Source organism: Streptomyces sp. AgN23 (assembly GCF_001598115.1).
Taxonomy (GTDB): domain Bacteria; phylum Actinomycetota; class Actinomycetes; order Streptomycetales; family Streptomycetaceae; genus Streptomyces; species Streptomyces antimycoticus.
Map to the genome: position 1 here is coordinate 484,402 of NZ_CP007153.1, position 22,284 is coordinate 506,685.

The window sequence follows — 22,284 nt, forward strand, 5'->3', positions numbered from 1 at the left end:
GGTCTCCCCTGCCACGCCGCTGCGACGCACGCCCGAGCGGCGGCTGCGTACGAGCAGTTGGAGAAGGTACGGCGTGCCGATCACGGCGGTCATCAGACCGGCACCGAGCTGAGCCGGGGCGATCACCGTGCGGCCCAGCATGTCCGCGGAGCACACGAGCGTGGTGCCGAGAAGGACCGCGACGGGAACCACCCGGGCGTGCTGACGGCCCACCAGGGCCCGGGCCGCGTGCGGTGCCACGAGGCCCACGAAACCGATCGGTCCGGCGAGGGTGACGGCCGCCGCGGAGAGCAGCGTCGCGAGCACGACGACCGTGACCCGGGTGGCGCGGACCGGATGGCCAGTACCTTCTTGCGTTCCACCAGTGTGAGCCACTGGCGGTGCTCGTCCAACGAAGACTCTGCGGTCGCTCAACGCCGGCATGACGTCCCCCCGTTGATCTCTCATGCGGATTTCGGACGTGGACCCTCGTGGGTCTCGCGTCCGTCCTCTGCCCGGCCCGGCGGACAGAAGGCTTGCCGATCCCTTGCGGAAAACATGCGGGGCCCGCGCGGCGACGGGCGCGGGAGGCGTGGGGGTCGGGCAAGAAAGAAGCCCCAGGCGGTCGGCCTGGGGCTCTGTGGTGGTGACAGGGGTGGGACGCGACGGACGGGGTGAGCGAATGGTTCATCCGCTCACGGTGAGATTCGAGTTCCCACTGCTCTGATATCCCTCGGTCGCGAGGATCATGTAGTACTTGAAGGTGCCCAGGCCCATTCCCGAACGGCCCCATGCGTCGAAGTGATTGCCCGTGGTGATGGTTCCGCCCGTTTTCTTCGACTGCCGGACGCTCCAGTACTGGTTGAACGTTCGGACGCCTTCGACCGAGGGAGCGTTGTACCGCGTCGTCTGATAGATGTCGTACGTGCCGCCGTCGCTGGTGACCGCGCCTTTATAGGTCCCCGTGGGCCGGTAGTTGCCCCAGTTGTCGACGATGTAGTACTCGACGAGCGGGTTCGAGGTCCACCCGTAGAGGGCGAGATATCCATTGCCGGACGGATTGAAGCTGCCCGAGTACTGCACGTTCCTGCGGCCGCCGTTGCTCCAGCCCTTACCGCATACGAAATTCCCACAGTTGGTCCATGACGTCCGGTAACTGCCGCCTGAGGCCAGGGTCATGGAGACCGAGCCACCGCCGTCGGTCCAGAACGAATAGTAGAAGCCGTTATCGGTGCCGGTTTGATTCGTGGTGATGGTCGTGTCGGCGCTTGCGGTTCCGATGCCGGGCAGTGTCAGCCCGGATGTGACCAGTGTCAGGGCGCCGGCACGGCCGAGTAAGTTCCTGCGGCTGATCGGGCGTGCGGGGGTTTCGTCCCGATGCATGCTTCCTCCTTGGCCGGCTGCGGTTCTGTCGGTGCGGACAGTGTTGGACTGGTCCCGTCGGGTGTCAACGGTTTCCGCAAGGATTACGGAAACTTCGCTGTGGTCGGAGATCTCGCGGGGATACATAGCAGCTGTTCATAGGCTCTTCTCGCCGAGTGAATCCGAAATTGATCAATGGGTCCCTGGGGTTGGAGATCCTTTTCGAAGTCGACGTCTTCGAAAATTTTCGGATACCTTCCGGATCGGTGCGAGCCGCAGTCGGCCTCCGACGACTCCGGCTCCCCCGGGATCGCGCATTCGATTCGTGGCGCACCGGTGTGCGCCCCCGCCGGTGACGGCCACCCTGGATGGCGGGGGCGGCGAACGTGCCCCGGACGGGAAGGCGGACGTCACGATGAAGACACCTCCGATCGTTTCGCCGCAGGAGTGGGAGGCCGCGCGCCAGCAGACTGCTCGAGGAGGAGAAGCGGCTGACCCCCACCCGTGACGCCCTGGCCGCCAAGCGCAGGCGGATGCCGTGGCTCGCGGTGGAGAAGGAGCCACGTGGGCGACCTCGCGCATCTCCACGTCCGCGACACCACCACGACGCGGCATACCGCCCCTACGTCGCCCGGATCGGCATCCGCCCGGCGCCCATGGACGCGGACCGCACGACCGGCATCGCGGCGGGCCGCGTCTTCGTCACCGGTGACCCGGTCATGGGCGTGCTGGTCCTGGTGCCCGAGCCCGACCACCTCGTCCTGGAGAGCATCGCCGTACACCCGGACGCCCACCGCCAGGGCATGGGCAAACGCCTGCTCGCTTTCGCCGACGCCCACGCACGCGCCCTCGGCCTACCGGAGATCCGGCTCTACGCCAACGCCCTGATGTGGGAGAACCAGGAGATCTACCCGAGGTACGGCTACGAGGTGACCGAGCGCCGCCGGGACGGCCAGTACGACCGCGTCCACTACCGGAAGCGCATTCCCGAGGCGACGCCCGATGAGCGGTGAGGGCCCCGCACCCGTGCCTCGATCTGCGGCGCGGAGGATCGCCTTGACCTTACCCTCAAGGGCAAGGTTTAGCGTTCTCCGAGGTGAGAGACATGCGGATCGGTGAGCTGGCCCGCCGGGCGGGCGTGACGACCAAAGCGGTGCGCTACTACGAATCGCTGGGGCTGCTGACGCCCGAGCGGCTGGCCAATAGTTACCGGGACTACGACGAGCACGACGTACGGCTCGTACGGGAGATCCGGGCGCTGAGCAGGCTCGGGCTTCCCGTGGAACGCACCCGGCCGTTCCTCGACTGCCTCGCGGTCGGTCATGAGCACGCCGATGACTGCCCGGCCTCACTGGCCGAGTACCGGGCGGCGATCGACGAGCTCTCCCAGCGCATCGCGGGACTCACCGCGCGCCGGGCGGCACTGATCACGCACCTGCGGCAGGCCGCCCACCGCGGCAGCCGTGTCCCAGCGACCGACGAAGGAGATGCTCCGATGACCGATTTCGTGAACCTTCCGGCCGATCTGCCCGTGCCCGAGGACGACGGTGCGGCCGCCCATCTGCCAGGGACGCCGGTGCCGCCCCTGGAACTGCACAGCACCGGCGCTACGACGGTCCGCCTCGACGGCCCAGACGCCCCCGACGCACTCGGCTCGGGCCGGACGGTGATCTACATCTATCCGCTCACCGGCCGCCCGGGCACCGACCTGCCCGAAGGCTGGGACGCGATCCCCGGGGCGCGCGGCTGTACCCCCGAGGCGTGCGGCTTCCGTGACCACTATCAGGAACTGCTCGCGGCCGGCGCGGTCCGGGTGTTCGGCCTGTCCAGCCAGCAAACCGACTATCAGCGCGAAGTCGTCGAGCGGCTCCGCCTGCCGTTCGAGATGCTCTCCGACCCCGCGCGGAGCCTGGCGCGGGCGCTCGGTCTGCCCACGTTCGAGGCGGGCGGGGCGGCCCTCTACAAGCGGCTCACGTTGATCATCCGCGATGGCGTGATCGAGCACGTCTTCTATCCGATCTTCCCGCCGAGCGAACACGCGGAACAGGTTCTGACCTGGCTGCGGGAGAACCCTCTCTAGAGACCCTGTATCGCCATCCGGGAGATGCCCATGTTCACCGGCCTGAGCGCCTTTCCGCTCACCCCGCTCACCGAAACCGGCATCGACGAGACGGCTTTCGCCGCTCTGGTCGGCCGGCTCGCCGCCGCCGGAGTCGACTCGATCGGGGCGCTGGGCTCCACGGGGTCGTACGCCTACCTGACCCGCGAGGAGCGCGCCCGTGCAGCCCGTATCGCCGTGGAACACGGCGAGCGGACCCCGGTCATCGTGGGCATCGGAGCGCTGCGCACCCGGCATGTGCTGGAGGTGGCCGAAGACGCGCAGAACGCGGGGGCATCCGGAGTGCTGCTGGCCCCGATGTCGTACCAGCCGCTGACCGAGGACGACGTGTTCGGGCTCTTCGAGGACGTCACGGCGCACCTCTCGGTGCCGCTGGTGGTCTACGACAACCCTCGTACCACCCACTTCACCTTCACCGATGAGCTGTACGCGCGGGTGGCCGAGCTGCCGCGGGTGTCGTCCGTCAAGATCCCGGGCGTGCCCGCCGACCCGGCGGCCGCGCGGGCCCGCGTCCAACGGCTGCGGCAGATTCTGCCCGAGGCCGTGACGGTGGGCGTCAGCGGGGACGGCTTGGCGGCGACGGGGCTGAACGCCGGGTGTGACGCATGGTTTTCGGTGATTGCCGGTACCTTTCCCGAACCGGCGCTGACGATCACCCGGGCCGCGCAGTCCGGCGATGCCGAGCGGGCGCGGGCGGAGTCGCGGCGGCTCCAGCCGCTGTGGGACCTCTTCGCCCAGTACGGTTCGCTGCGCGTGGTCGCCGAGGCCGCCGCGCACATCGGCCTCACCTCGCCTCACAGCCTCCCGCTCCCGTTGCGCGGGCTCGAAGCCGAGGAGCGCGCACGGGTCGTCGAGGTGCTCGAAGACCTGCGACCACGGGCGTGAATCCGGCGTCGAGCGCGATGCCACCCATTCGTGGGGGGCGTTGAGGACCGCACGCCTTCCGGGCGTATCGGCCTCCGATCCGGGGCCTACGGGGACGCCCTCGGCGCAAGCCCACGCCCGGCCAGACCGTGCCGGCCCGGTATCCGGCCAGCAGCCTCTCGATCCGCTCCGCCTGGCCCTCCGGGGTGAAGAAGTCGGCCGGCTGGTCCGGGCCAGGTCGACCGGTGAGGGACCGACGTGGTCCCCCCCTTTGAGGGCCCGAACGTGCGAGCCGTCCACGGCACAGTGGAAGTGGGGGGAGCGGTTTGCCCCGCTGTACGGTTCGCAGGCCGGATGGTGACCTCACGGACTGCGCCACGGGTGGCGTCACGGACACCCTCGGCTGATCCATCCGCCCCGGTCCAGGTTTCGCTGTGGCTGCGCCGACCGGCTCCCTGACGAGAACTTTACGTGGCGCTTCGGTTACGTTGAGCCAGTGCTGATCGCTGCGGTACCTCGACGACGGGCGTCGGCCTGGCCCTGGTCGATGGTGCTTGCGGTCTTGGTGCACCTGGTGGGCTGCGCCCACGGCCCGTTGCCGTCCAGTGCCGGACGGGTGGATGTCCTGCCGGTGCAAGCGGTGCAGGAGGTCCAGGGGGTCCGAGGGGTCCATCTGGCGCAGGCGATGCAGACGATGCGGGCGGTCCTGCCGGTCCAGGCAGTGCGCGCAGCCCAGGCAGTGCGGGCAGCCCAGGCAGTGCGGCCGGTCAGCGGCTCGCGTACGTCGCCGGGTGCCCCTCAACTGGCCGCCGGCCACGGGGCCTGCGAGCGGCACCACGGTGGGGCGCGGGCGTGTGTGGGGGTGGATGAGCCGGCGGTAAGTCAGATGACGTCGGCCCAGGTCCCGCTGGCGCAGTCCGCCGCGTTGGTGAGTGTGGTGGGTGAGCGGGTGGCGCCGGTGCGCGGTCCGCCGTACGGGGTTACCGCGGGATCCGGTGCGGGTCGGGCGCGGGCGGTGTTGCAGGTGTGGCGGACCTGACGGGGCCTGCCGCCCGGTTCCTTGGCGGAGAGCGCTGCGCGAGGGTTTCTCGTGGAGTGCGCCGCGCGGGGGCCGGTGCGGTCTTCGGCCATGTTCCGTCCGTCACCCGACCCGTACACCGCTCCGGGGCATCGGCTGCTGCCGTGTCCTAGGGCGGTGGGAGAGCCGCCATGATGAACCATCAGGCTTCTGTCATCGATTCCGTTGATTCTGTTCCTTCCTCCCCGGCCCAGTTGCTGGCCGCCGGTGCGCGATCGGCGCCCACCCCCGCGGGGCTGGTGGGCGATACCCCGGTGCTGTGGGTGGGACAGCCGTTCACCGTTGCCGACCGGGGTTTCTGGGCCAAACTGGAGGGCCACAACCCCGGCGGGATCAAGGACCGTACCGCGCTGTACATGGTGCGCGCGGCCCGTGCGCGCGGTCAGTTGCTGCCCGGGGCGCGGATCGTGGAGTCCACCTCCGGCACCCTGGGCCTGGGCCTTGCGCTGGCGGGCGTGGCCTTCGGGCATCCGGTGTCGGTGGTCACCGACCCGGGGATGGAGCCCCAGGTCGCCGGGCTGCTGCGGGCCTACGGCGCCGAGGTGCACACCGTGACCGCGCCGCATCCGGTGGGCGGCTGGCAGCAGGCCCGGCGCGAGCGCGTGGCGGAGCTGCTGGCCACGCATCCGGACGCCTGGTGCCCGGACCAGTACCACAACCCCGACAACGTGGCCGCCTACCGGCCGCTGGCCTACGAACTGGTCGCCCAGTTGGGCCGCGTCGACACCCTGGTCGTCTCGGTGGGCACCGGCGGGCACTCCGCGGGCATCGGCCGGGTGCTGCGCTCCTTCTTCCCGGCCCTGCGGGTGGTGGGGGTGGACACCTGCGCATCGACGATCTTCGGCCAGCCGGCCGGCACCCGCCTGATGCGGGGGCTGGGGTCGAGCATCTACCCGGGCAATGTCGCCTATGAACTGTTCGACGAGGTCCACTGGGTTGCCGCCCCCGAGGCGGTGTGGGCCGCGCGCGCCCTGGCGCGCACCCGCTACGCCACCGGTGGGTGGAGCGTGGGCGCGGTCGCCCTCGTCGCCCGGTGGGTCGCGCGGACGTCCCCGGCCGAGCAGCGGATCGTGGCGGTCTTCCCCGACGGCCCCCACCGCTATGTCGGGACCGTGTTCGACGACGACTGGTGCCGAAGGCACCGGCTGCTGGGACATGTACCGGCGGAGGACCCGCAGGAGATCACCCGTTGCACCGAAACGGTTGTCACGCGCTGGACGCGCTGCGAAAGGGTGGAGCGTCCCGCGCCGGGGGCGGGGGACGGTGGCGGTGGCATGGCGGCGGAGGACGATGGCCGCGGCTCGGCGGCGGGGGACGGCAGCTGTGGCTCGGCGGCGGGAGACGGCAACCGCGGCATGGCGGCAGGAGACGGCAACCGCGGCACAGCGTCGGCGGACGGCAGCCGTGCCACAGCGGCAGGAGACAGCAACCGCGGCATGGCGAGGGTGGCCCGGTGAAGACCCTGCTCGCACAGACCCGGTCGTTTCCCGCGCCCGTACGGCTGCTGATGGTCAACCAGTTCGCCATCAACCTGGCCTTCTACATGCTCATGCCCTACCTGGCCGCCCACCTTTCGGGTGAGCTGGGCCTGGCCGCTTGGACGGTCGGGTTGGTGCTGGGCGTGCGCAACCTCTCCCAGCAGGGCATGTTCCTCATCGGCGGCACGATCGCCGACCGGCTGGGCTACAAGGCCCCGATCATGGCCGGGTGTGTACTGCGCACCCTTGGGTTCGCCCTGCTGGGCTGGGTCGACTCGCTGCCCGCGCTGCTCGTGGCGTCCGCGGCGACCGGGTTCGCCGGTGCTCTGTTCAACCCGGCCGTACGCGCCTACCTCGCCGTCGAGACCGGTGAGCGCCGGGTGGACGCGTTCGCGACGTTCAACGTGTACTACCAGGCCGGGATGCTGCTCGGCCCGCTGGTGGGGCTGGCGCTGCTGGCGGCCGACTTCCGGCTGGTGTGCACGGTATCGGCGGCGATCTTCGCCGCCCTGAGCGTGATGCAGGCCCGCGCCCTGCCCCGGCGGTACGGCGCGGCCGCCGAAGACCGTGCGGAAACCGCCGAAGACGGTGCGGGGACCGAGGAAGGCCATAAGGAGGGGCGTGCCGTGGCCGGGGTGTGGGCGCAGTGGCGCCAGGTGGCGGCGAACCGGCCGTTCCTGCTGTTCTCGGCGGCGATGATCGGCTCATACGTGCTGACCTTCCAGGTCTACCTCGCCCTGCCCCTCGCCGCCGACGCGGCGCTGGGCGCGGACGGTACGAAGGCCACCAGCGGCCTGTTCGTCATCTCCGCCGGTGTCGCGGTGGCCGGGCAACTGCGGCTGACCGGCTGGGCCAAGCGCCGCTTCACCTCCCAGCAGGCTCTCGTCGTCGGGCTCTGCGCGATGGGCGCCGCCTTCCTTCCGCTCGCCCTGGCCCCTTCGTCGTCCGCCCCCGCGGTGCTGGGAGCGCTGGTCGCCGCGGTCGGGCTGCTGGCCGCCGCAGGCGCAGTGGTCTACCCCTTCGAGATGGACACCGTCGTCGCCCTGTCCGGACAGAAGCTGATCGCGACCCACTACGGCCTCTACAACACCGTCTCCGGCCTGGGCATCACGCTGGGGAACCTGGCGTGCGGGGCGCTGTGGGACTACGCCCACGCCCACGGCGCGGCCTGGCTGGTGTGGCTCACCCTGGCGGCGACCGGCGTCGGCTGCGCCGCTGCCGTCGCCGTACTGGCCCGCGCCGGACGGCTCACCGCACCTGGGCAGACGCCCCAGCCGTCCGCGGCCTGAGCCTGTGGCGCCTGCCTCTGTGGCTTGTTGCTCCCGGGCCGGGCTCCCGGCCCGGGAGCAACGTACACGATAATTCAGGGCTTCTTGAATTCAGGTATCCATGTACTCTCAGAGCGTGCTGACTGTTGCATCCGACATCGAGGTGCTGGCCCGATTCGGCCGCGCGCTCGCCGACCCGATCCGCTGCCGCATCCTGCTCGCCCTGCGCGACGCCCCCGCCTACCCCGCCGACCTCGCCGACGCGCTCGGTATCTCCCGCACCCGGTTGTCGAACCACCTGGCGTGCCTGCGCGACTGCGGCCTCGTCGTCGCGATCCCCGACGGCCGCCGCACCCGCTACGAACTGGCCGACGAACGCCTCGGCCACGCGCTGGACGACCTGCGTACCGCCGTGGTGGCCGTCGAGACCGACCGCACCTGCCCGGACGCCGAGGAGAAGGGGTGCTGCTGATGGCCGCCGAGACACCGATGGCCGACGGAACTCGCGGGGGCCACGCAACCCGCGGAGACCACGCACCCCATGGAGGCCACAGAGGCCACGCAGCCCACGGAGTCTTCGGGCTCTCCCCGGCCCGGCGGGACGCGCTCACCCGCCGGGTACGGCTCCTGGTCGCCGCGACCATCACGTACAACGTCATCGAGGCGGTCGCCGCCCTCACCGCCGGCACTCTCGCCTCCTCCACCGCCCTGATCGGCTTCGGCCTGGACTCGGTCATCGAGGTCTCCTCGGCCGCCGCGGTCGCCTGGCAGTTCTCGGCGGCCGACCACGCCGTACGCGAGGCCCGGGAGAAGACCACCCTGCGGATCATCGCGCTGTCCTTCTTCGCCCTCGCCGCGTACGTCACCATCGACGCCGTCCGCGCGCTGACCGGCACCGGCGAGCCCGAACGCTCCATCCCGGGCATCGTCCTCGCCGCCCTCTCCCTCGCGGTGATGCCGTTCCTGTCCGCCGCTCAGCGCCGTGCCGGACGCGAACTCGGCTCCGCCTCCGCGGTCGCCGACTCCAAGCAGACGCTCCTGTGCACCTACCTGTCCGCCGTGCTCCTGGCCGGGTTGCTCCTCAACGCCACCCTCGGCTGGTCCTGGGCCGACCCCATGGCCGCTCTGGTCATCGCCGCGATCGCCGTGAAAGAGGGCCGCGACGCCTGGCAGGGCAAGGGCTGCTGCGCGGCCCCCGCCGCCGCGATTCCCGCCGACCGGCAGGAGAAGGACGCTTGCGGCTGCTGCCCCGGCCGCGACTGCCGCGACTGAGGCCGTCGAACGGCGGCTCGGGCCGGCCGGTCGTCTTCAGTCACGGCTGGCCACTCACGGCCGACGCCTGGAACCCACAACTCCAGCTTGTCGCGGACAACGGATACCGCGCGATTGCCCAGGACCGTCGCGGCGGCGGACGCTCGAGCCAGCCGTGAGGCATCCGCGACGCATTCTGGATGTGGTCGATGCAGGTGGGAATCAAGGGCGCGTACGACTGCGTCAAGGCATTCTCGGAAACCGACCTCACGGAAGATCTGCGAGGTTTCGACGTACCCACTCTGATCGTGCACGGCGACGACGACCAGATCGTCCCGATCGTGGCAGCGGGCAACAAGTCATCGGCCATCGTCAAGGACGCCGACTACAAGGTCTACCCGGGCGCCCCCACGGCCTCGCGATGGTCGCCCCATTCGCCGACACGTTCAACACCGACCTGCTGGCATTCGTCCGAGCCTGACCACACGGCCCACACCCCACGGATGTCCCGCCCCGCGTCCCGCGACCGTCCCACCCGAACCTCCCCGCGAGAGGCGGCTGGCGCGTCCGGTGCGCTACACTCGATCTTGTCGAAAGCGCCCCAACTCCGGGCAGTCGGCCGCGCGTTGGTGGTCCAAGGAAAGACGCCCCGCTTCCTGCGGGGAGATGCAGGTGCAAGGCTTGCCCAGCGCTCAAGAGACGAGCCCCCTCCGCATGCGGAGGGGGCTCGCCGAGTTTTCAGGGCCTTGGCGTCGAGGCCGTCAAACCAGGCCCAGAAGGCGTGGCTTTGGCCGTACCCGGCGTCGGCGACCACCACCGGCGGCGTCAGGCCCCACCGGCCAGCTCGTCCAGGACGTCCAGTGCCAGCCGCCACCTCTCCCGGTGCCGCACGTCCTCCGGCATCGCACGCCTGTCGCCGCTGGGAGTCGGTGTCCCACTCCTTTGGCAAGAACAGCCGCCACTGCGACGGAACGGAGGCGGTGTCGCTGACCGCGTGGACGCTCGCCGCTACCTGGCAGTTCGCCTAGAGCAGGAGCAGCCCTTCGGTGACGGCGGTGACGGCGGTGACGGCGGTGAGGCCGAGGGCCAGGTAGGAGCCCGCGTTCACCGCGAGGGTGTCGGGCGATGGAAGGGCCGTTGCGGCTGACCGCCTGGAGGGCGGAGCCCGCCGTCCCGAGCACGGCCCCGACGAGCAGCACCGCGGCCATTCTGGGGAGCCGGGAGGCGATGACGACGGACGTGTCCGCCGGGTCGGCCCGGCCGGTGAACGCCTTCCAGACCTGGGGCGCCGACTTCGGCCGTGCCCTGGGTGATGTCGATGATCGCGAGGCCGGCGACGAGCAGGAGCAGGGCGGCCGTCACCGCGGCCGCGCCCGTCCGGTACGTGGCCGCGGTGACGGACGGGTGGCGGGAATTGTCGCGGTGACGGCCATGTGTTACTTCGCCAGCGCCTTCACGATCGCGTCGACGTAGGCCCCCATCGACTGCGGACCGCCGAACATCCAGATGCCGTCGGGCAACCGGTGGACCTCGCCCTTCTTGACGAACGGCAGCGACTTCCACACGGAGTCCTCGACCGGGCGCCGTGGAACGGGGTGCTGTTCTCGTCCCCGTCGCTGCCGACGTAGGCGAACCGCACATCACCGAGCTTGGTGAGCCCTTCGACGTCGGTGGTGGCGAGGCCGTAGTCCTAGTCGCCCTTGACCGTCCAGGCGTCCTTCAGGCCGAGCTTCTCGTTGACCGCCCCTCGTGAGTTCTCGCGCCGCGTCGCCCTGCTGACCCAGGGGCGCCCCACGCTCAGCATCGACGCCTTCGTAAGGCACGGTGACACCGGTGGCCGACAGTTCAGGACCCCGTGGGCTCTCGGCCTCGGAGATCTCTTCAGCAGCCCCCACAATTCAAGGTTAGCCTCACCTAATTTCGACTCCCCCAGAGACTCGGGGATCTCACTTGGGGCTCGCACTGGGGAGGGGGTCGCGAGGCCGGTCCGCACGACGGTCGTCGCCCGGACACGTCCCCGGTGGCGTCTTCACATGATCTTGCCTGGTGCCGCGGGGGCCAGTCGTGCTACCGGCGGCAGCGGCGAGTGCTGCGGAGAGGCACGGAATGCCTGGATGACGAGCCCGGCGAAGCGCCGGGAGGCCGCGACCCGGGTGGCCTTCGACGTGGTGTGAATCCCCCTGTTGGCCATGAGCATGAGGATCAGGTCGTCCAGGACGAAGTCGGGGCGCAGATGGCCGGCGTCCTTGGCGCGGTGGGCCAGTTCGGCGATCGACTTCAACGCGTACGCACGCTCCGCGGCGAAGTCCATCGCGTCGGGGAAGGTCGACATGAAGGCTTCGGTGAAGCCTCGACTGCGTGCGTGCAGCTCACAGGTCTTCTCGATCACGAGGCAGAAGCCGCGCCACGGGTCCGGCTCGGCGAGCCCCTCGTCGACGAGGACGTGGCATGCGCGCATCTCGTCCGCGAAGGCTTCGGTGGCCAGCATCTGCTTGGTCGGGAAACGGCGGTACAGGGTGGCGGGGCCGACCCCGGCGTGCCGGGCGATCTCCCGCATCGGCACATTCAGACCTTCGGTGGCGAACAGCGCGCGGGCCGCGTCGAGGATGCGTCCGCGGTTGTCCAGGGCGTCGGAGCGCAGAGGGTGAGGCAAACGGTCGGTCACCACTCTCACTTTAGCCAAACGGACAGGGGCGTCCGTTAGCGTCCGAAGGCATGGAAGTCCGGGGCTTCACCGAGTGCGGCCCCCCGGCGCTGGGACCGGGGTCGGGCGGCCCCGACCGGTCCCGGCCGGTCCCCATCGATTCCAGCCGGTCCCCATCGATTCCAGCCGGTCCCCATCGATCCCGGCCGGTCCCCATCGATCCCGGCCGGTCCCCATCGATCCCGGCCGGTCCCAGAACAAGGAGACGACATTGAAGGCAGTCGCGATCCAGGCGTTCGGACGCCCCGAAGGTCTGGCGGTCATCGACCTCCCCACCCCCGCCCCCGCCGCGGGACAGGTGCTCATCGCCAATGAGGCGATCGGCGTCGGCGGCGTCGACGTCCTGATCCGAAGCGGTGTTCTCGCCTCCTACGGCTTCAAGGAAGGCCATATCCCCGGCAGCGAGGTAGCGGGCATCGTGACCGCGGTCGGCGACGGCGTCGACACGTCATGGGTCGGTCAGCGCGTATGGGCGTTCACCGGCGTGGGTGGCGGCTACGTCGAACAGGCGATCGCCTCGGTCGAGGAGATCCTGCCCCTCCCCGCGAAGCTGTCGCCGGTCGACGCGGTGACGCTCGGGAGCTCCGGAGTGGTGGCCCACTTCGGCCTCGCCCATGCCCACTTCGCTCCTGGCGAGTCCGTGCTGGTGCGCGGCGCGGCCGGCAGCATCGGGATCATGACTGTCCAGCTCGCGGCTCGTGGCGGTGCCGGCGCGGTGGCGGTCACGACGTCGTCGGCCGAGCGTGGTGAACGCCTGCGCAAGCTCGGCGCGACCCATGTGCTCGACCGCTCCGGCGAGGGCGGCGAGGACGCTCCCAAGGGCTACGACGTCATCATTGACATCGTCGCCGGTGCGGACATGCCCTCCTTCTTCGCCAAGCTCAACCCGAACGGTCGCATGGTGGCCGTCGGCATGGTCGGAGGCCAGCCGCCGGCGGACTTCGGCATGACGATGACGGCGGCGTTCCAGAAGTCGATGTCCTTCGCCACCTTCAGCGCCGACACCGTGACCGAAGCCGATCGACGTGCGGTGCGGACCGAGCAGTTCGCCGCCGCAAGCCGTGGCGAGCTGTGGATGGTGGTGCATGAGCTGCTGCCGTTGGAGGACGCCGTGCCGGCACACCGGAAGATGGACGCCGGTGAGGTGTTCGGCAGGATCGTGCTGACACCGTGATCGTGGCGGCCGCGGGGGCGTGACAGGGTACGTACCCCGGGGAAGTTCCCCGGCTCGGTGCAGGGGGACGCGTGGTATCCGTGAGCGGGCAGGGCGACGGCGGCACGTGGCCCTCGGGGCTGGATGAGGCGATACGCGCCACCGCGGCCGACATCGCCACAACGCTGCGCGGCGCACCGGACACCGGGGCTCCGGTGCCCGGGTCACAGTGGACGGTCGGGGAGGCGGCGGCGCATCTGGCGCAGGCCAACGAGCTGATGGCGCACCTCGCGGACGGGAAGACACGCAGCTACGGGGACGGCACGCCGCACGGGCTGGCCGAGGCCAACCAGCTCGCGCTCGCCGCGTTCGCCGAGCGCCGGGCCGAGCCGCTGGCCGCCATGATCGTGGAGCAGGCCGATGCCTTCCTCCGGTCGGCGACCCGGCCCGCGTCACCCGGAGAGCTGGTCACACCGATGGGCCCGATGAGCCTGGACGTACTGGGGTCGTATCTGCTGACCCATATGCTCGGCCACGGCTACGACCTCGCCCGTGCGCTGGGCCGCCCGCACATGATCAACCGAAACCGGGTCGAGCTGACCCTGCCCTTCCTGATCACGGCCATGCCATGGGTGGTCGACACCACGGCCACCGCCGGGCTCACCGCCCGCTTCACCGTCCGCCTCAGGGGTGGCGCCCGCTTCGGCACCGCCTTCACCGACGGGGCGGTGACCGTCACCCCGCACCCGCCGAGCCGCCCGGACTGCACCATCCTCGCCGAGCCCGTCGCCTTCCTTCTGATGGCACTGGGCCGCCTCGGCCCGTGGGGCGCCGCCGCCAGGGGCCACGTCCTCGCCTGGGGCCGGAAGCCCTGGCTCGCCCCACGGTTTCCCACGCTCTTCACCGCGCCCTGATCCGGCCGGGGACCGGATCGGTCCGGTCCGGTCCGGATGGCCTGCCACGGACGCCCCGTGGCTCAGGCGGCGCAGGCCGGATGGCCCCAGCCGTCGGAGTTCTTACTGATCGTCTCGCCCTTGGCGTAGGGCGTGCCGCAGCGGCACCGGCCGGGGAACTTCGCCTTGATGGACGCCTTGGAGCGGGTGCCTGTCCCTCGCTGTGCCGCCGTCGTGCGCGGGCGCGCCGTGCCACCGCGGCCCGCTGAGCGCGTCGCCGTCTGGGCCTCGGGGGGTGGCAGGGCGGAGCCGAGCGAGGTACCCGCGGGCTGCTGGGTACGGGCGGTGTGGCTGGCCGCCCCGTCGGCGGCCGCGTTGAACGGGTCCCCGTCGGCCTGGTGCGCCGGAACGTAGACGAATTCCACCTTGCGGCCGTCCAGGAGCTCGTCGATACGCATCACGAGCTCACGGTTGGCCACCGGCGATCCCGAGGCGGTCTTCCACCCTTTCTTCCGCCACCCGGGCAGCCATGTGGTGACCGCCTTCATCGCGTACTGCGAGTCCATGCGTACCTGCAGCGGCACGGCCGCGTCGGTGGACTCCAACAGCCTTTGCAGTGCGGTGAGCTCGGCCACGTTGTTGGTCGCGGTGCCAAGCGGCCCGGCCTCCCAGCGCTCCACCGCACCGTCGGTGCCCGCGATGACCCATGCCCAGGCCGCTGGCCCGGGGTTGCCCTTCGACGCCCCGTCACACGCGGCGATGATCTGTTCTGCCATACGTCGATACTGCCAGCACTCCTCATGCGAGACGGCGGAGACCTGGTCATCGGCGGTCTGGGGTCTGGGGTCTGGGGTCTGGGGTCTGGGGTCTGGGGTCTGGGGTCTGGGGTCTGGGGTCTGCGCCGATGATGGGCCGAGCCGCCCACTCCCGCTCATCACGCGAGCCGCGGTCGAGGCCGACCGATCCTTCCTCTGGCCACTGGGCGTTCATCGGATCCGCACCGAACGGGCACACTATGTACACGCGTTCGGGCTTCGCGCATGGGAATCTCCCAGAGCTTGTGCCTTGAACATCCGTACTCGCGGCGCCGGTTGGCGGTCCGGGTACTCATCTAGGAGAGGACACCCCCCACATCATGTCCACTCATCGCCCGAGCCGATCACGGCGCCTTCCCCTGCTGGCCGTAGTGGCCGTGGCCGGTATCGCCGCCCCTTCGGTCGCCGCCGCCAACACACCGGCCGCGACCGACACCAACCGGCCCACGGCCGTGCAGGCGCTGGACGACACCTACTACCAGGACGCGATGGGCAAGAGCGGCCCGGAGCTGAAGGCTGCGCTGCACACGATCATCAGCGACCAGACCAAGGTGTCCTACGACGAGGTATGGGACGCGCTGAAGTCCACGGACGAGGACCCGGACAACTCGTCGAACGTCATCCTCCTCTACTCCGGCCGCTCCCAGTCCAAGGACGCGAGCGGCGGCAACTCCGACGACTGGAACCGCGAGCACGTGTGGGCGAAGTCGCACGGCGACTTCGGCACGGCCACCGGACCCGGCACCGACCTGCACCACCTGCGCCCCACCAACGTCACGGTGAACAGCATCCGCGGCAACAAGGACTTCGACAACGGCGGCCAGGACGTGCCCGACGCCCCCGGCAACCGCACCGACGACGACTCCTTCGAACCCCGTGACCAGGTCAAGGGCGATGTCGCGCGGATGATCCTCTACATGGCCGTCCGCTACGACGGAGACGACGGGTTCGCCGACCTCGAGCCCAACGACAACGTCGACAACGGCTCCGCGCCGAATATCGGCCGCCTGTCCGTACTGAAGGAGTGGAGCGCCGAGGACCCGCCCGACGCCTTCGAGAAGAACCGCAACCAGGTCATCTACGACAGCTTCCAGCACAATCGGAACCCGTTCATCGACCACCCCGAATGGGTCGACTCCATCTGGAAGTAACCCGCGGCTCCGCCGATGCCTTTGCCCCGGCGCATGCGCCGGGGCAAAGGCATCGGCCGCGGTGGCCACCACGGCCCCGGCTCCGTCATGCCACCTGGCTCCGGACGGCCGTTCCCCCTGTGGTAGGCAGTCCCCGTGCGTATTCTCTTGCCGCTGCCCGACCGGGACTTCGACGTCACCGAGGTGGCCGTGCCCTGGAAGCTCCTGACCGACCTCGGTCATGAGGTGGTGATCGCCACCGAGCACGGCGACGGCCCGCCGGCCGCCGATCCGCTGCTGATCACCGGAGTGCTCTTCGGGCAACTCGGCGCGGAGTCCGAGCCCAAGGAGTTCTACCGGCAGCTCACCGATGCGTCCGCCTTCCGCCACCCCCTCGCATGGGCGGACCTCGAGCCCGAGGCGTACGACGGGCTGATCCTGCCCGGCGGCCACGCCCCGGGGATGCGCCAGTACCTCGGCTCGGACGTCCTGCGCGAGAAGATCGCGGAATTCTGGCGACTGGACCGCCCGGTCGGCGCCATATGCCACGGCGTCCTCACCCTGGCCCGCACCAACGACCCGGCCACCGGCCGCGGCCTCCTCGCCGACCGGCGCACCACCTGCCTGCCCGCGTACATGGAGCGGACCGCCTACTACCTCACGGCCTGGCGCCGCGGCCGCTATTACCGCACCTATCCGGCCTACGTCCAGGACGAGGTCGTCGCCGCCCTGAACGACCCCGCCCAGTTCGAACGCGGTCCCCTCGAACTGCGGCGCCGCGGCACAGCCACCGACGACGCCCCCGCCTTCGTCGTCCAGGACGGCCGATACCTGTCCGCCCGCTGGCCCGGTGACGCCTACCTCTTCGCGCGGCGCTTCGCCGAGATGCTCACCTGAAGGACCCGACCCCCGCGGCGAACGCAGGAACCGGCACTGCCCCGCCCCTCCCGGGCAGGGCAGAACAGCGCCGGCAAGGGAAATCGGCCCCGACACATGGCCGGAGTGTCAGGGCCGACGGTGAATACGCTCAGGCTCAACAGCCCTTAGTCATCAACGCACTTGGGGTACTTCGAGCCCCGGTTGCAGTCGTGGTAGTCGTACTTGCTGACCCGGAACTTCTTCTCGTCGCCACCCTTGGCCGGATCGACGACCAAGTAGAACTTCTTCCCGTCCTTGACCTTGTCGCTGACTGTCCCATCAGGGCCCCGGTCAAAGTCCTGCGCACACCCGGCGAGTGTGAGGGCTGAACATGCCAGGAGGGCAAGGGCAAGGCGACGCATGTCGTGCTCCGATCAACGTGAGAATTGCGAGACAGTCTAGGGGCCTCCGGAACATGCGCAGGCCAGGGGTGGCATTCACCCGCACTCATGGAAACGCCAGGTGTGCGGCGGCGAGGGAAACGGAAGAAAAGCACACCAAAGACCGTCCGGGCCGCCAGGTGGCGAGGGGGAGGATCACCGGGATCCTTTCGCCGGGGGCGCGGCGTTCGAGGCGGTCAAGTGCGAGACGGACCATGGGCACGGACTTCCCGGTACCGGCCGGGCCGAGTACGACGAGCCGGCCCGACGGCACCCGGTCGAGCACATCGGCGATCTCCTCGAACCGCCCGCCGAGATCGACCGGGCCGCCGCCGGCGACGTTCTCCCAGTGGTCGATCAGATCCTGGGCGGCGCTGGCCCAACGGACCGGGATCGGCGCCGGATCCCGCAGGCGGCGCAGCCGCTCCCCTACGCATCCCCCCGCACATGGCGACGCAGGCGCCGCGCGGATGTACACCCCGGCGGGGCGCCCTTTCGGGCGCGCCACCGGTGGCCGACTCCCCCCTGTGGCTAGGGGCGGATATAGGGCCGGGTGATGATCTCCATGTTGTGACCGCCGGGATCGTCGAAGTACGCGCCGCGGCCACCGAAGAGACGGTTGATCCGTCCGGGGTCGGTGTGGCCAGGGTCGGCGTAGTAGGTGACACCGACCGCTTCCAGGCGGGCAATCATGGCATCGAACCGCTCATCGGGCACAAGGAACGCGTAGTGCTGAGGCTGTATCGGCTCGTCGCGCTTCTCGTAGTAGTCGAGCGTCACGCCGTTGCCGAGATCGATGGGCAGAAACGGGCCGAACGGGGCGCCGACCTCCACCCCCAGAATCGCGGCGATGAACTCGGCGGACAGTTGCCGATCGTGGGCGTAGACGGCGGTGTGATTCAGCTGAACGACGGTGGCCTGGGGCTCGGAGTCGTGTGGGGCCTGCGTTTGACGGGGCATCTGTGCTGTGTCTCCGCATCGTGGAATCCGCTGGAACCGGCGCCAGATACGGGCGCCAGGAGGAATGACACGGAGGAAGGGGCGGGCCTCTGGCCCGCCTCGGACTCACGCCGAGGCCGGGCGCCTCACTCGTGCGTGGCCCATGGCCGACCCGGCAGTCACGTTGCCGACTCTAGCAGCGCGCACGCATCGGGGCTCGGCCCGGGGCCGCCGGGCAACGGCTTGCCGCATATCGATGTAACAGCTACTGTTACGATGAATGCCAAGGAGGTGAGGTCCGACGTGAGCGCCAACAGCAGGCTGACCATCGCAGCGCACGCCCTGACGTGGATAGGGCTGTACCAGCGCCGTGGCCACGACGTCGCCACCTCCGAGCAGATCGCGACGAGCGTCAACACCAATCCGGTGGTGATCCGCCGCCTGCTGTCCGAGCTTCGCCGGGCGGGGCTTGTCGACTCGCGGCGAGGCGCCGGCGCCGGCTGGACGCTTTCACGGGACCTGGCGGCGATCACCCTGCTCGATGTCTACGAGGCGGTCGAGCCGGGGCCGGTCTTCGCTCTGCACCGCTCGACACCCGACCCCGCGTGCGTGGTGGGCCACGGCATCGGACCGGCGCTGAGCGCCGTCTACGGCGAGATCGAGGCCGCCCTTCGCAGCGAGTTGGCGAGAACCACACTGGAGGACGTCCTGCGGGACGTACTCAAGGCCGCCTAGCCCGTCCCCCAGCCGCAGAGGCGGCGCCCTTCAGCGCCCCGTCAATGTAACAAAAATGATTACCTCAAGGATTCGGAGAACCCCATGGGACAGCTGGACAACAAGACCGCCCTGGTGACCGGCGCCTCCACCGGCATCGGTCTGGCCATCGCGCACCGGTTCGCCGCGGAGGGAGCGACGGTCTACCTGACCGGCCGCCGCAAGGCCGAACTGGACGCCGCTGTCGCCCACGTCGGCAGCCGCGGGATCGGTATCCAGGGCGATGTGTCGCAGCTCGACGACCTCGACCGGCTCTTCGCCGAGATCAAGGAGCGCAGCGGCCGCCTCGACATCGTCGTCGCCAATGCCGGCCTCGGGGACTACGGCCCTCTCGGCAAGATCACCGAGGAGGAGTACGAACTCACCACCTCCGTCAACCTCAAGGGCACGATCTTCACCGTCCAAAAGGCCCTGCCCCTGCTGCCGGCCGGCGCCTCGGTGACTCTGCTCTCCTCCAGCGCGGCCCTTCGCGCCGCCCCGGGCCTTGGTGTGTACGCCGCCACCAAGGCCGCGATCCGCAGCCTCGCCCGCACATGGGCCGCCGAACTGGCCGACCGCGGGATCCGGGTCAACGCCCTCACTCCCGGCCCCGTCGAGACTCCCGGCGGTGACGAACTGCGGGCCGCGTTCCCGCAGGGCGATCAGTCCAAGGCGGCCGAGCCCGCCGCACCGACCCCGCTCGGCCGCGCCGGCCGTCCCGACGAGGTCGCTGACACCGCCCTCTACCTGGCCGGCGACCAGAGCTCCTTCACCACCGGTGCGGAGCTGTACGTCGACGGCGGCGCCACCCAGCTCTAGCGGCTTGGGTGAAGTTCGGTGTTGATCGCCGGATCCGCTCGCGTGGCCGGACCATCCCGGTCGACGGCCGCGCCGATGGGCATCGACGCTGGTCCTGCTGCGCGTCGGGGAGTTCTGGTACTTCGCCCGGCGCCGGACCAGCTCGATGTCATTCAACTCCGGGCCGCGCGGCGGCAGGTAGAACAGCTCTCCACCCCGATCCTGGCCACCTGCCCGCGCCGGCCCTTGAACACCCGGGACACGTACGCGGAAGCGTTGTCCTGCACCACCGCGCACGGCCGGGACCGGCACCAGATCTGCGGCCGACTGGGGCCCAGGCCATCGGCGGCCGGGTCCAGGGCGCCGGCCCGCCGGGCAGGCCCGCCAGACGGGCGCGGACGAACTCCAGCAGCACCTGCGCGTCGATCTTCCCGGCGGTGCGCTGCCACAGGGCGGCGGGACCATGTGCAGCCGGTGGAGTTCGCCGACCCCGACGGTCCGGCACTGTCCCGCGCCCTGGACGGACGGAGGGTGCTGATCGAACGACACTGGCGCGACCTCGCCCACGACGACGGGGACGCGGACCACATGGCCGCCCTGCGCAACGGACCGGTCGGCGCCTACCAGGCGCTGGGCCGATCCTCCCTCGCGGGGACCGCCCAGGCACATCACGACCACCGCGACCTGCCCGACGCCATCGTCCTCGGCCCTCTCCGGCACCGGCCCGCGCAGCCCCTCCCCCACACCCACGGGACCGGGAGCGTCATGTCCGATTTCCGCCAGCGCGCTCCCCCTGCCAGGGCGCACAGTGGAGGTGTGATGAGCGACGACAGCAGGTACGAGGCGGTGTGCAGCCGCGACGCGCGATTCGACGGCGAGTTCTTCTTCGGTGTCGCCACGACCGGGATCTACTGCCGGCCGAGCTGCCCGGCGACCACGCCCCGGCGCAAGAACGTCCGGTTCTTCCCGACCTCGGCCGCCGCACAGGGCGCGGGGTTCCGGGCCTGCCGCCGCTGTCGGCCGGACGCCGTGCCCGGCTCCGCCGACTGGAACGCGCGGGCGGACGCCGTCGGCCGTGCCATGCGGATGATCGGGGACGGGGTGGTGGACCGGGAGGGGGTGGCCGGGCTCGCGGCGCGGCTCGGTTACAGCGCCCGGCAGGTGCAGCGGCAGCTGACCGCCGAACTCGGCGCCGGGCCGGTCGCGCTCGCCCGCGCGCAGCGCGCCCACACCGCACGGATCCTGCTGCAGACCACCCCCCTGCGGGCCTCGGAGATCGCCTTCGCGGCCGGGTTCTCCAGCGTCCGGCAGTTCAACGACACGCTGCGCGAGATCTACGCCGCCACCCCCACCGAACTGCGTGCCGCCCGGCCCGCGAAGTCCTCCCTGTCCGGGCCCGCGGTGGCCACCGGCGGGGTGCTGGGGACGAACGGCGGGACGGCCGGGGTGCCGCTGCGGCTCGCCTACCGCGGTCCGTATGACACCGCGCAGGTCTTCGACTATCTCGCCCGGCGTGCCCTCACCGGTCTGGAGGAGATGGTGGGCGCCCCCGGCGCCCGGACCTACCGCCGCACCCTGCGGCTGCCGCACGCCTGCGCCATCGTCGAGATCGACGAACGGCCCGGTGACGGCTGGCTGGAGTGCCGGCTGCGCCTGACCGAGCTGCGCGATCTGACCACCGCCATCCAGCGGATTCGGCGCCTGTTCGACCTGGACGCCGATCCGTACGCGGTCGCCGAGCGCCTCGGCGCCAATGCCGCGCTCGCGCCCCTGGTGGGCGCGCGGCCTGGGCTGCGTTCCCCGGGCACCGCCGACCCCCATGAACTCGCCGTGCGCGCCGTGCTCGGCCAGCAGGTCTCGGTGGCCGCCGGGCGCGTGCTGGGCGATGCGCTGGTGGCCGCGTACGGGAAGCCCCTGGCGCGGCCCGACGGCGGGCTCACGCATCTCTTCCCGCGCGCGGAGGACCTGGCCGAGGCTCCGCTCACCGAGCTCGGCATGCCGGAGAGCCGACGCGCCACGCTGCGCACGCTCGCCACCGCGCTCGCGGACGGCACGGTGCGGCTGGACGCCGGGGCCGACCGCGACCGGGCCGAGAAGGAGCTGCTGGGACTGCGCGGCATCGGCCCCTGGACGGCCGGTTACGTCCGGATGCGGGCGCTGAGCGACCCCGATGTGCTGCTGGAGTCGGATGTCGCCGTACTGGCCGGAGCTCGCGACGCCGGGGCGCGTCTGGAGGACTCCGAGGGCTGGCGGCCCTGGCGCTCGTACGCCATGCATCACCTCTGGAACGTCCCGCGGGCCCGGCCCGAGTGAACGCCCCCCCCGAGCGGACCCGCGCCCACGAAGTGGTCGGTGCGTCGGTGTGGGTGGTGGCGGCGGTGACGTGTGTTCTCAAGGTGCGC

At 70.7% G+C, this 22,284-nt stretch carries 20 protein-coding genes and 6 pseudogenes; 15 read left to right on the forward strand and 11 right to left on the reverse strand.

All coding sequences use genetic code 11. The features are described from left to right. Positions 1-36 precede the first annotated feature (36 nt). Together AS97_RS02330 and AS97_RS02335 are read right to left on the reverse strand one after the other, a co-directional pair. A pseudogene (locus AS97_RS02330) lies at positions 37-447 on the reverse strand (iron chelate uptake ABC transporter family permease subunit); the annotation flags it as partial. 219 nt (positions 448-666) lie between these two features. Further along, entirely contained in the window at positions 667-1,362 is a 696-nt protein-coding gene (locus tag AS97_RS02335) for a glycoside hydrolase family 11 protein (protein ID WP_059146418.1), read from the reverse strand. Positions 1,363-1,889: 527 nt separating this feature from the next. Here AS97_RS02335 and AS97_RS02345 point away from each other — a divergent pair. The 3 genes from AS97_RS02345 to AS97_RS02355 all read left to right on the forward strand — a co-directional run bounded on the left by AS97_RS02345 (position 1,890) and on the right by AS97_RS02355 (position 4,345). Continuing rightward, on the forward strand, positions 1,890-2,354 hold the full coding sequence (locus tag AS97_RS02345; protein ID WP_247204757.1) for a GNAT family N-acetyltransferase: 465 nt from the start codon (positions 1,890-1,892) through the stop codon (positions 2,352-2,354). 92 nt (positions 2,355-2,446) lie between these two features. Further along, a complete protein-coding gene (locus AS97_RS02350) occupies positions 2,447-3,421 on the forward strand; it encodes a MerR family transcriptional regulator (protein WP_059146419.1) in 975 nt (324 codons plus the stop codon). 30 nt (positions 3,422-3,451) lie between these two features. Then, entirely contained in the window at positions 3,452-4,345 is an 894-nt protein-coding gene (locus AS97_RS02355; protein WP_210564249.1) for a dihydrodipicolinate synthase family protein, read from the forward strand. Between the two features lie 106 nt (positions 4,346-4,451). Here the strand turns inward: AS97_RS02355 and AS97_RS48885 are convergent. Both AS97_RS48885 and AS97_RS02360 read right to left on the reverse strand, forming a co-directional pair. Beyond that, a pseudogene (locus AS97_RS48885) lies at positions 4,452-4,565 on the reverse strand (N-acetyltransferase); the annotation flags it as partial. A gap of 641 nt (positions 4,566-5,206) precedes the next feature. Continuing rightward, a complete protein-coding gene (locus AS97_RS02360; RefSeq protein ID WP_125756564.1) occupies positions 5,207-5,455 on the reverse strand; it encodes a hypothetical protein in 249 nt (82 codons plus the stop codon). Positions 5,456-5,533: 78 nt separating this feature from the next. Here AS97_RS02360 and AS97_RS02365 point away from each other — a divergent pair, with 78 nt between their 5' ends. The 5 genes and pseudogenes from AS97_RS02365 (at position 5,534) to AS97_RS46775 (ending at position 9,880) form a co-directional block, all read left to right on the forward strand. Further along, on the forward strand, positions 5,534-6,859 hold the full coding sequence (locus AS97_RS02365) for a PLP-dependent cysteine synthase family protein (RefSeq protein ID WP_236669876.1): 1,326 nt from the start codon (positions 5,534-5,536) through the stop codon (positions 6,857-6,859). Beyond that, positions 6,856-8,169 (forward strand): MFS transporter, encoded by a 1,314-nt coding sequence (locus AS97_RS02370; protein WP_210564250.1) that lies wholly within the window; start codon positions 6,856-6,858, stop codon positions 8,167-8,169. Before AS97_RS02365 ends, AS97_RS02370 begins: the two co-directional genes overlap by 4 nt. 115 nt (positions 8,170-8,284) lie before the next feature. Continuing rightward, the gene (locus AS97_RS02375; RefSeq protein ID WP_059146438.1) at positions 8,285-8,620 is read left to right on the forward strand and encodes a metalloregulator ArsR/SmtB family transcription factor; all 336 of its coding nucleotides are present in this window, start codon (positions 8,285-8,287) and stop codon (positions 8,618-8,620) included. Beyond that, positions 8,611-9,420 carry a cation transporter gene (locus AS97_RS02380; protein ID WP_247204202.1) on the forward strand — a complete coding sequence of 270 codons (810 nt, stop codon included), beginning with the start codon at positions 8,611-8,613 and terminating at the stop codon, positions 9,418-9,420. The genes AS97_RS02375 and AS97_RS02380 overlap by 10 nt, the downstream gene beginning before the upstream one ends. Then, positions 9,384-9,880 (forward strand): annotated as a pseudogene (locus AS97_RS46775) (alpha/beta hydrolase). The gene AS97_RS02380 and the pseudogene AS97_RS46775 overlap by 37 nt, the downstream one beginning before the upstream one ends. Positions 9,881-10,183: 303 nt before the next feature. On the opposite strand, the pseudogene AS97_RS02385 reads toward AS97_RS46775, so the two are convergent. The 4 genes and pseudogenes from AS97_RS02385 to AS97_RS02400 all read right to left on the reverse strand — a co-directional run. Further along, positions 10,184-10,423, reverse strand: a pseudogene (locus tag AS97_RS02385) (transposase); the annotation flags it as partial. A 30-nt stretch (positions 10,424-10,453) separates the two neighbouring features. Then, positions 10,454-10,832: pseudogene (locus AS97_RS02390) on the reverse strand (iron chelate uptake ABC transporter family permease subunit); the annotation flags it as partial. A gap of 3 nt (positions 10,833-10,835) precedes the next feature. Continuing rightward, positions 10,836-11,146, reverse strand: a pseudogene (locus tag AS97_RS02395) (iron-siderophore ABC transporter substrate-binding protein); the annotation flags it as partial. Between the two features lie 282 nt (positions 11,147-11,428). Then, positions 11,429-12,064 carry a TetR/AcrR family transcriptional regulator gene (locus AS97_RS02400; protein WP_174887294.1) on the reverse strand — a complete coding sequence of 212 codons (636 nt, stop codon included), beginning with the start codon at positions 12,062-12,064 and terminating at the stop codon, positions 11,429-11,431. Positions 12,065-12,314: 250 nt separating this feature from the next. On the opposite strand from AS97_RS02400, the gene AS97_RS02405 reads away from it, so the two are divergent. Both AS97_RS02405 and AS97_RS02410 read left to right on the forward strand, forming a co-directional pair. Beyond that, positions 12,315-13,277, forward strand: coding sequence for a zinc-dependent alcohol dehydrogenase family protein (locus AS97_RS02405; RefSeq protein ID WP_210564251.1), 963 nt, complete (start codon positions 12,315-12,317; stop codon positions 13,275-13,277). Between the two features lie 71 nt (positions 13,278-13,348). Further along, positions 13,349-14,170 carry a maleylpyruvate isomerase family mycothiol-dependent enzyme gene (locus tag AS97_RS02410; protein ID WP_210564252.1) on the forward strand — a complete coding sequence of 274 codons (822 nt, stop codon included), beginning with the start codon at positions 13,349-13,351 and terminating at the stop codon, positions 14,168-14,170. A gap of 62 nt (positions 14,171-14,232) precedes the next feature. Here the strand turns inward: AS97_RS02410 and AS97_RS02415 are convergent, their stop codons facing one another. Further along, the gene (locus AS97_RS02415; protein ID WP_059146427.1) at positions 14,233-14,925 is read right to left on the reverse strand and encodes a ribonuclease H; all 693 of its coding nucleotides are present in this window, start codon (positions 14,923-14,925) and stop codon (positions 14,233-14,235) included. Between the two features lie 359 nt (positions 14,926-15,284). On the opposite strand from AS97_RS02415, the gene AS97_RS02420 reads away from it, so the two are divergent. Both AS97_RS02420 and AS97_RS02425 read left to right on the forward strand, forming a co-directional pair. Next, positions 15,285-16,115, forward strand: coding sequence for an endonuclease (locus AS97_RS02420; RefSeq protein ID WP_059148688.1), 831 nt, complete (start codon positions 15,285-15,287; stop codon positions 16,113-16,115). A gap of 135 nt (positions 16,116-16,250) precedes the next feature. After that, positions 16,251-16,991, forward strand: a complete 741-nt coding sequence (locus AS97_RS02425) for a type 1 glutamine amidotransferase domain-containing protein (protein ID WP_086708675.1) — start codon at positions 16,251-16,253, stop codon at positions 16,989-16,991. A gap of 468 nt (positions 16,992-17,459) precedes the next feature. Here the strand turns inward: AS97_RS02425 and AS97_RS02435 are convergent, their stop codons facing one another. Further along, a complete protein-coding gene (locus tag AS97_RS02435; RefSeq protein ID WP_125758552.1) occupies positions 17,460-17,900 on the reverse strand; it encodes a hypothetical protein in 441 nt (146 codons plus the stop codon). A gap of 23 nt (positions 17,901-17,923) precedes the next feature. Continuing rightward, positions 17,924-18,352, reverse strand: coding sequence for a VOC family protein (locus AS97_RS02440; protein ID WP_086708673.1), 429 nt, complete (start codon positions 18,350-18,352; stop codon positions 17,924-17,926). 282 nt (positions 18,353-18,634) lie between these two features. On the opposite strand from AS97_RS02440, the gene AS97_RS02445 reads away from it, so the two are divergent. The 3 genes from AS97_RS02445 to AS97_RS02455 all read left to right on the forward strand — a co-directional run bounded on the left by AS97_RS02445 (position 18,635) and on the right by AS97_RS02455 (position 22,195). Continuing rightward, the gene (locus tag AS97_RS02445; protein ID WP_059148693.1) at positions 18,635-19,066 is read left to right on the forward strand and encodes an Rrf2 family transcriptional regulator; all 432 of its coding nucleotides are present in this window, start codon (positions 18,635-18,637) and stop codon (positions 19,064-19,066) included. Positions 19,067-19,150: 84 nt separating this feature from the next. Continuing rightward, positions 19,151-19,903, forward strand: a complete 753-nt coding sequence (locus tag AS97_RS02450; protein WP_086708672.1) for a glucose 1-dehydrogenase — start codon at positions 19,151-19,153, stop codon at positions 19,901-19,903. Positions 19,904-20,701: 798 nt separating this feature from the next. Next, complete coding sequence (locus AS97_RS02455) at positions 20,702-22,195, forward strand: AlkA N-terminal domain-containing protein (protein ID WP_125758556.1); 1,494 nt, start codon at positions 20,702-20,704, stop codon at positions 22,193-22,195. Positions 22,196-22,284: the final 89 nt, after the last annotated feature.

Coding starts and splice junctions, on each gene's coding strand:
- AS97_RS02450 (WP_086708672.1), top strand. CDS start 19,151: ATGGGACAGCTGGACAACAAGACCGCCCTGGTGACCGGCGCCTCCACC.
- AS97_RS02415 (WP_059146427.1), bottom strand. CDS start 14,925: ATGGCAGAACAGATCATCGCCGCGTGTGACGGGGCGTCGAAGGGCAAC.
- AS97_RS02440 (WP_086708673.1), bottom strand. CDS start 18,352: ATGCCCCGTCAAACGCAGGCCCCACACGACTCCGAGCCCCAGGCCACC.
- AS97_RS02420 (WP_059148688.1), top strand. CDS start 15,285: ATGTCCACTCATCGCCCGAGCCGATCACGGCGCCTTCCCCTGCTGGCC.
- AS97_RS02355 (WP_210564249.1), top strand. CDS start 3,452: ATGTTCACCGGCCTGAGCGCCTTTCCGCTCACCCCGCTCACCGAAACC.
- AS97_RS02455 (WP_125758556.1), top strand. CDS start 20,702: ATGAGCGACGACAGCAGGTACGAGGCGGTGTGCAGCCGCGACGCGCGA.
- AS97_RS02350 (WP_059146419.1), top strand. CDS start 2,447: ATGCGGATCGGTGAGCTGGCCCGCCGGGCGGGCGTGACGACCAAAGCG.
- AS97_RS02335 (WP_059146418.1), bottom strand. CDS start 1,362: ATGCATCGGGACGAAACCCCCGCACGCCCGATCAGCCGCAGGAACTTA.
- AS97_RS02365 (WP_236669876.1), top strand. CDS start 5,534: ATGATGAACCATCAGGCTTCTGTCATCGATTCCGTTGATTCTGTTCCT.
- AS97_RS02360 (WP_125756564.1), bottom strand. CDS start 5,455: ATGGCCGAAGACCGCACCGGCCCCCGCGCGGCGCACTCCACGAGAAAC.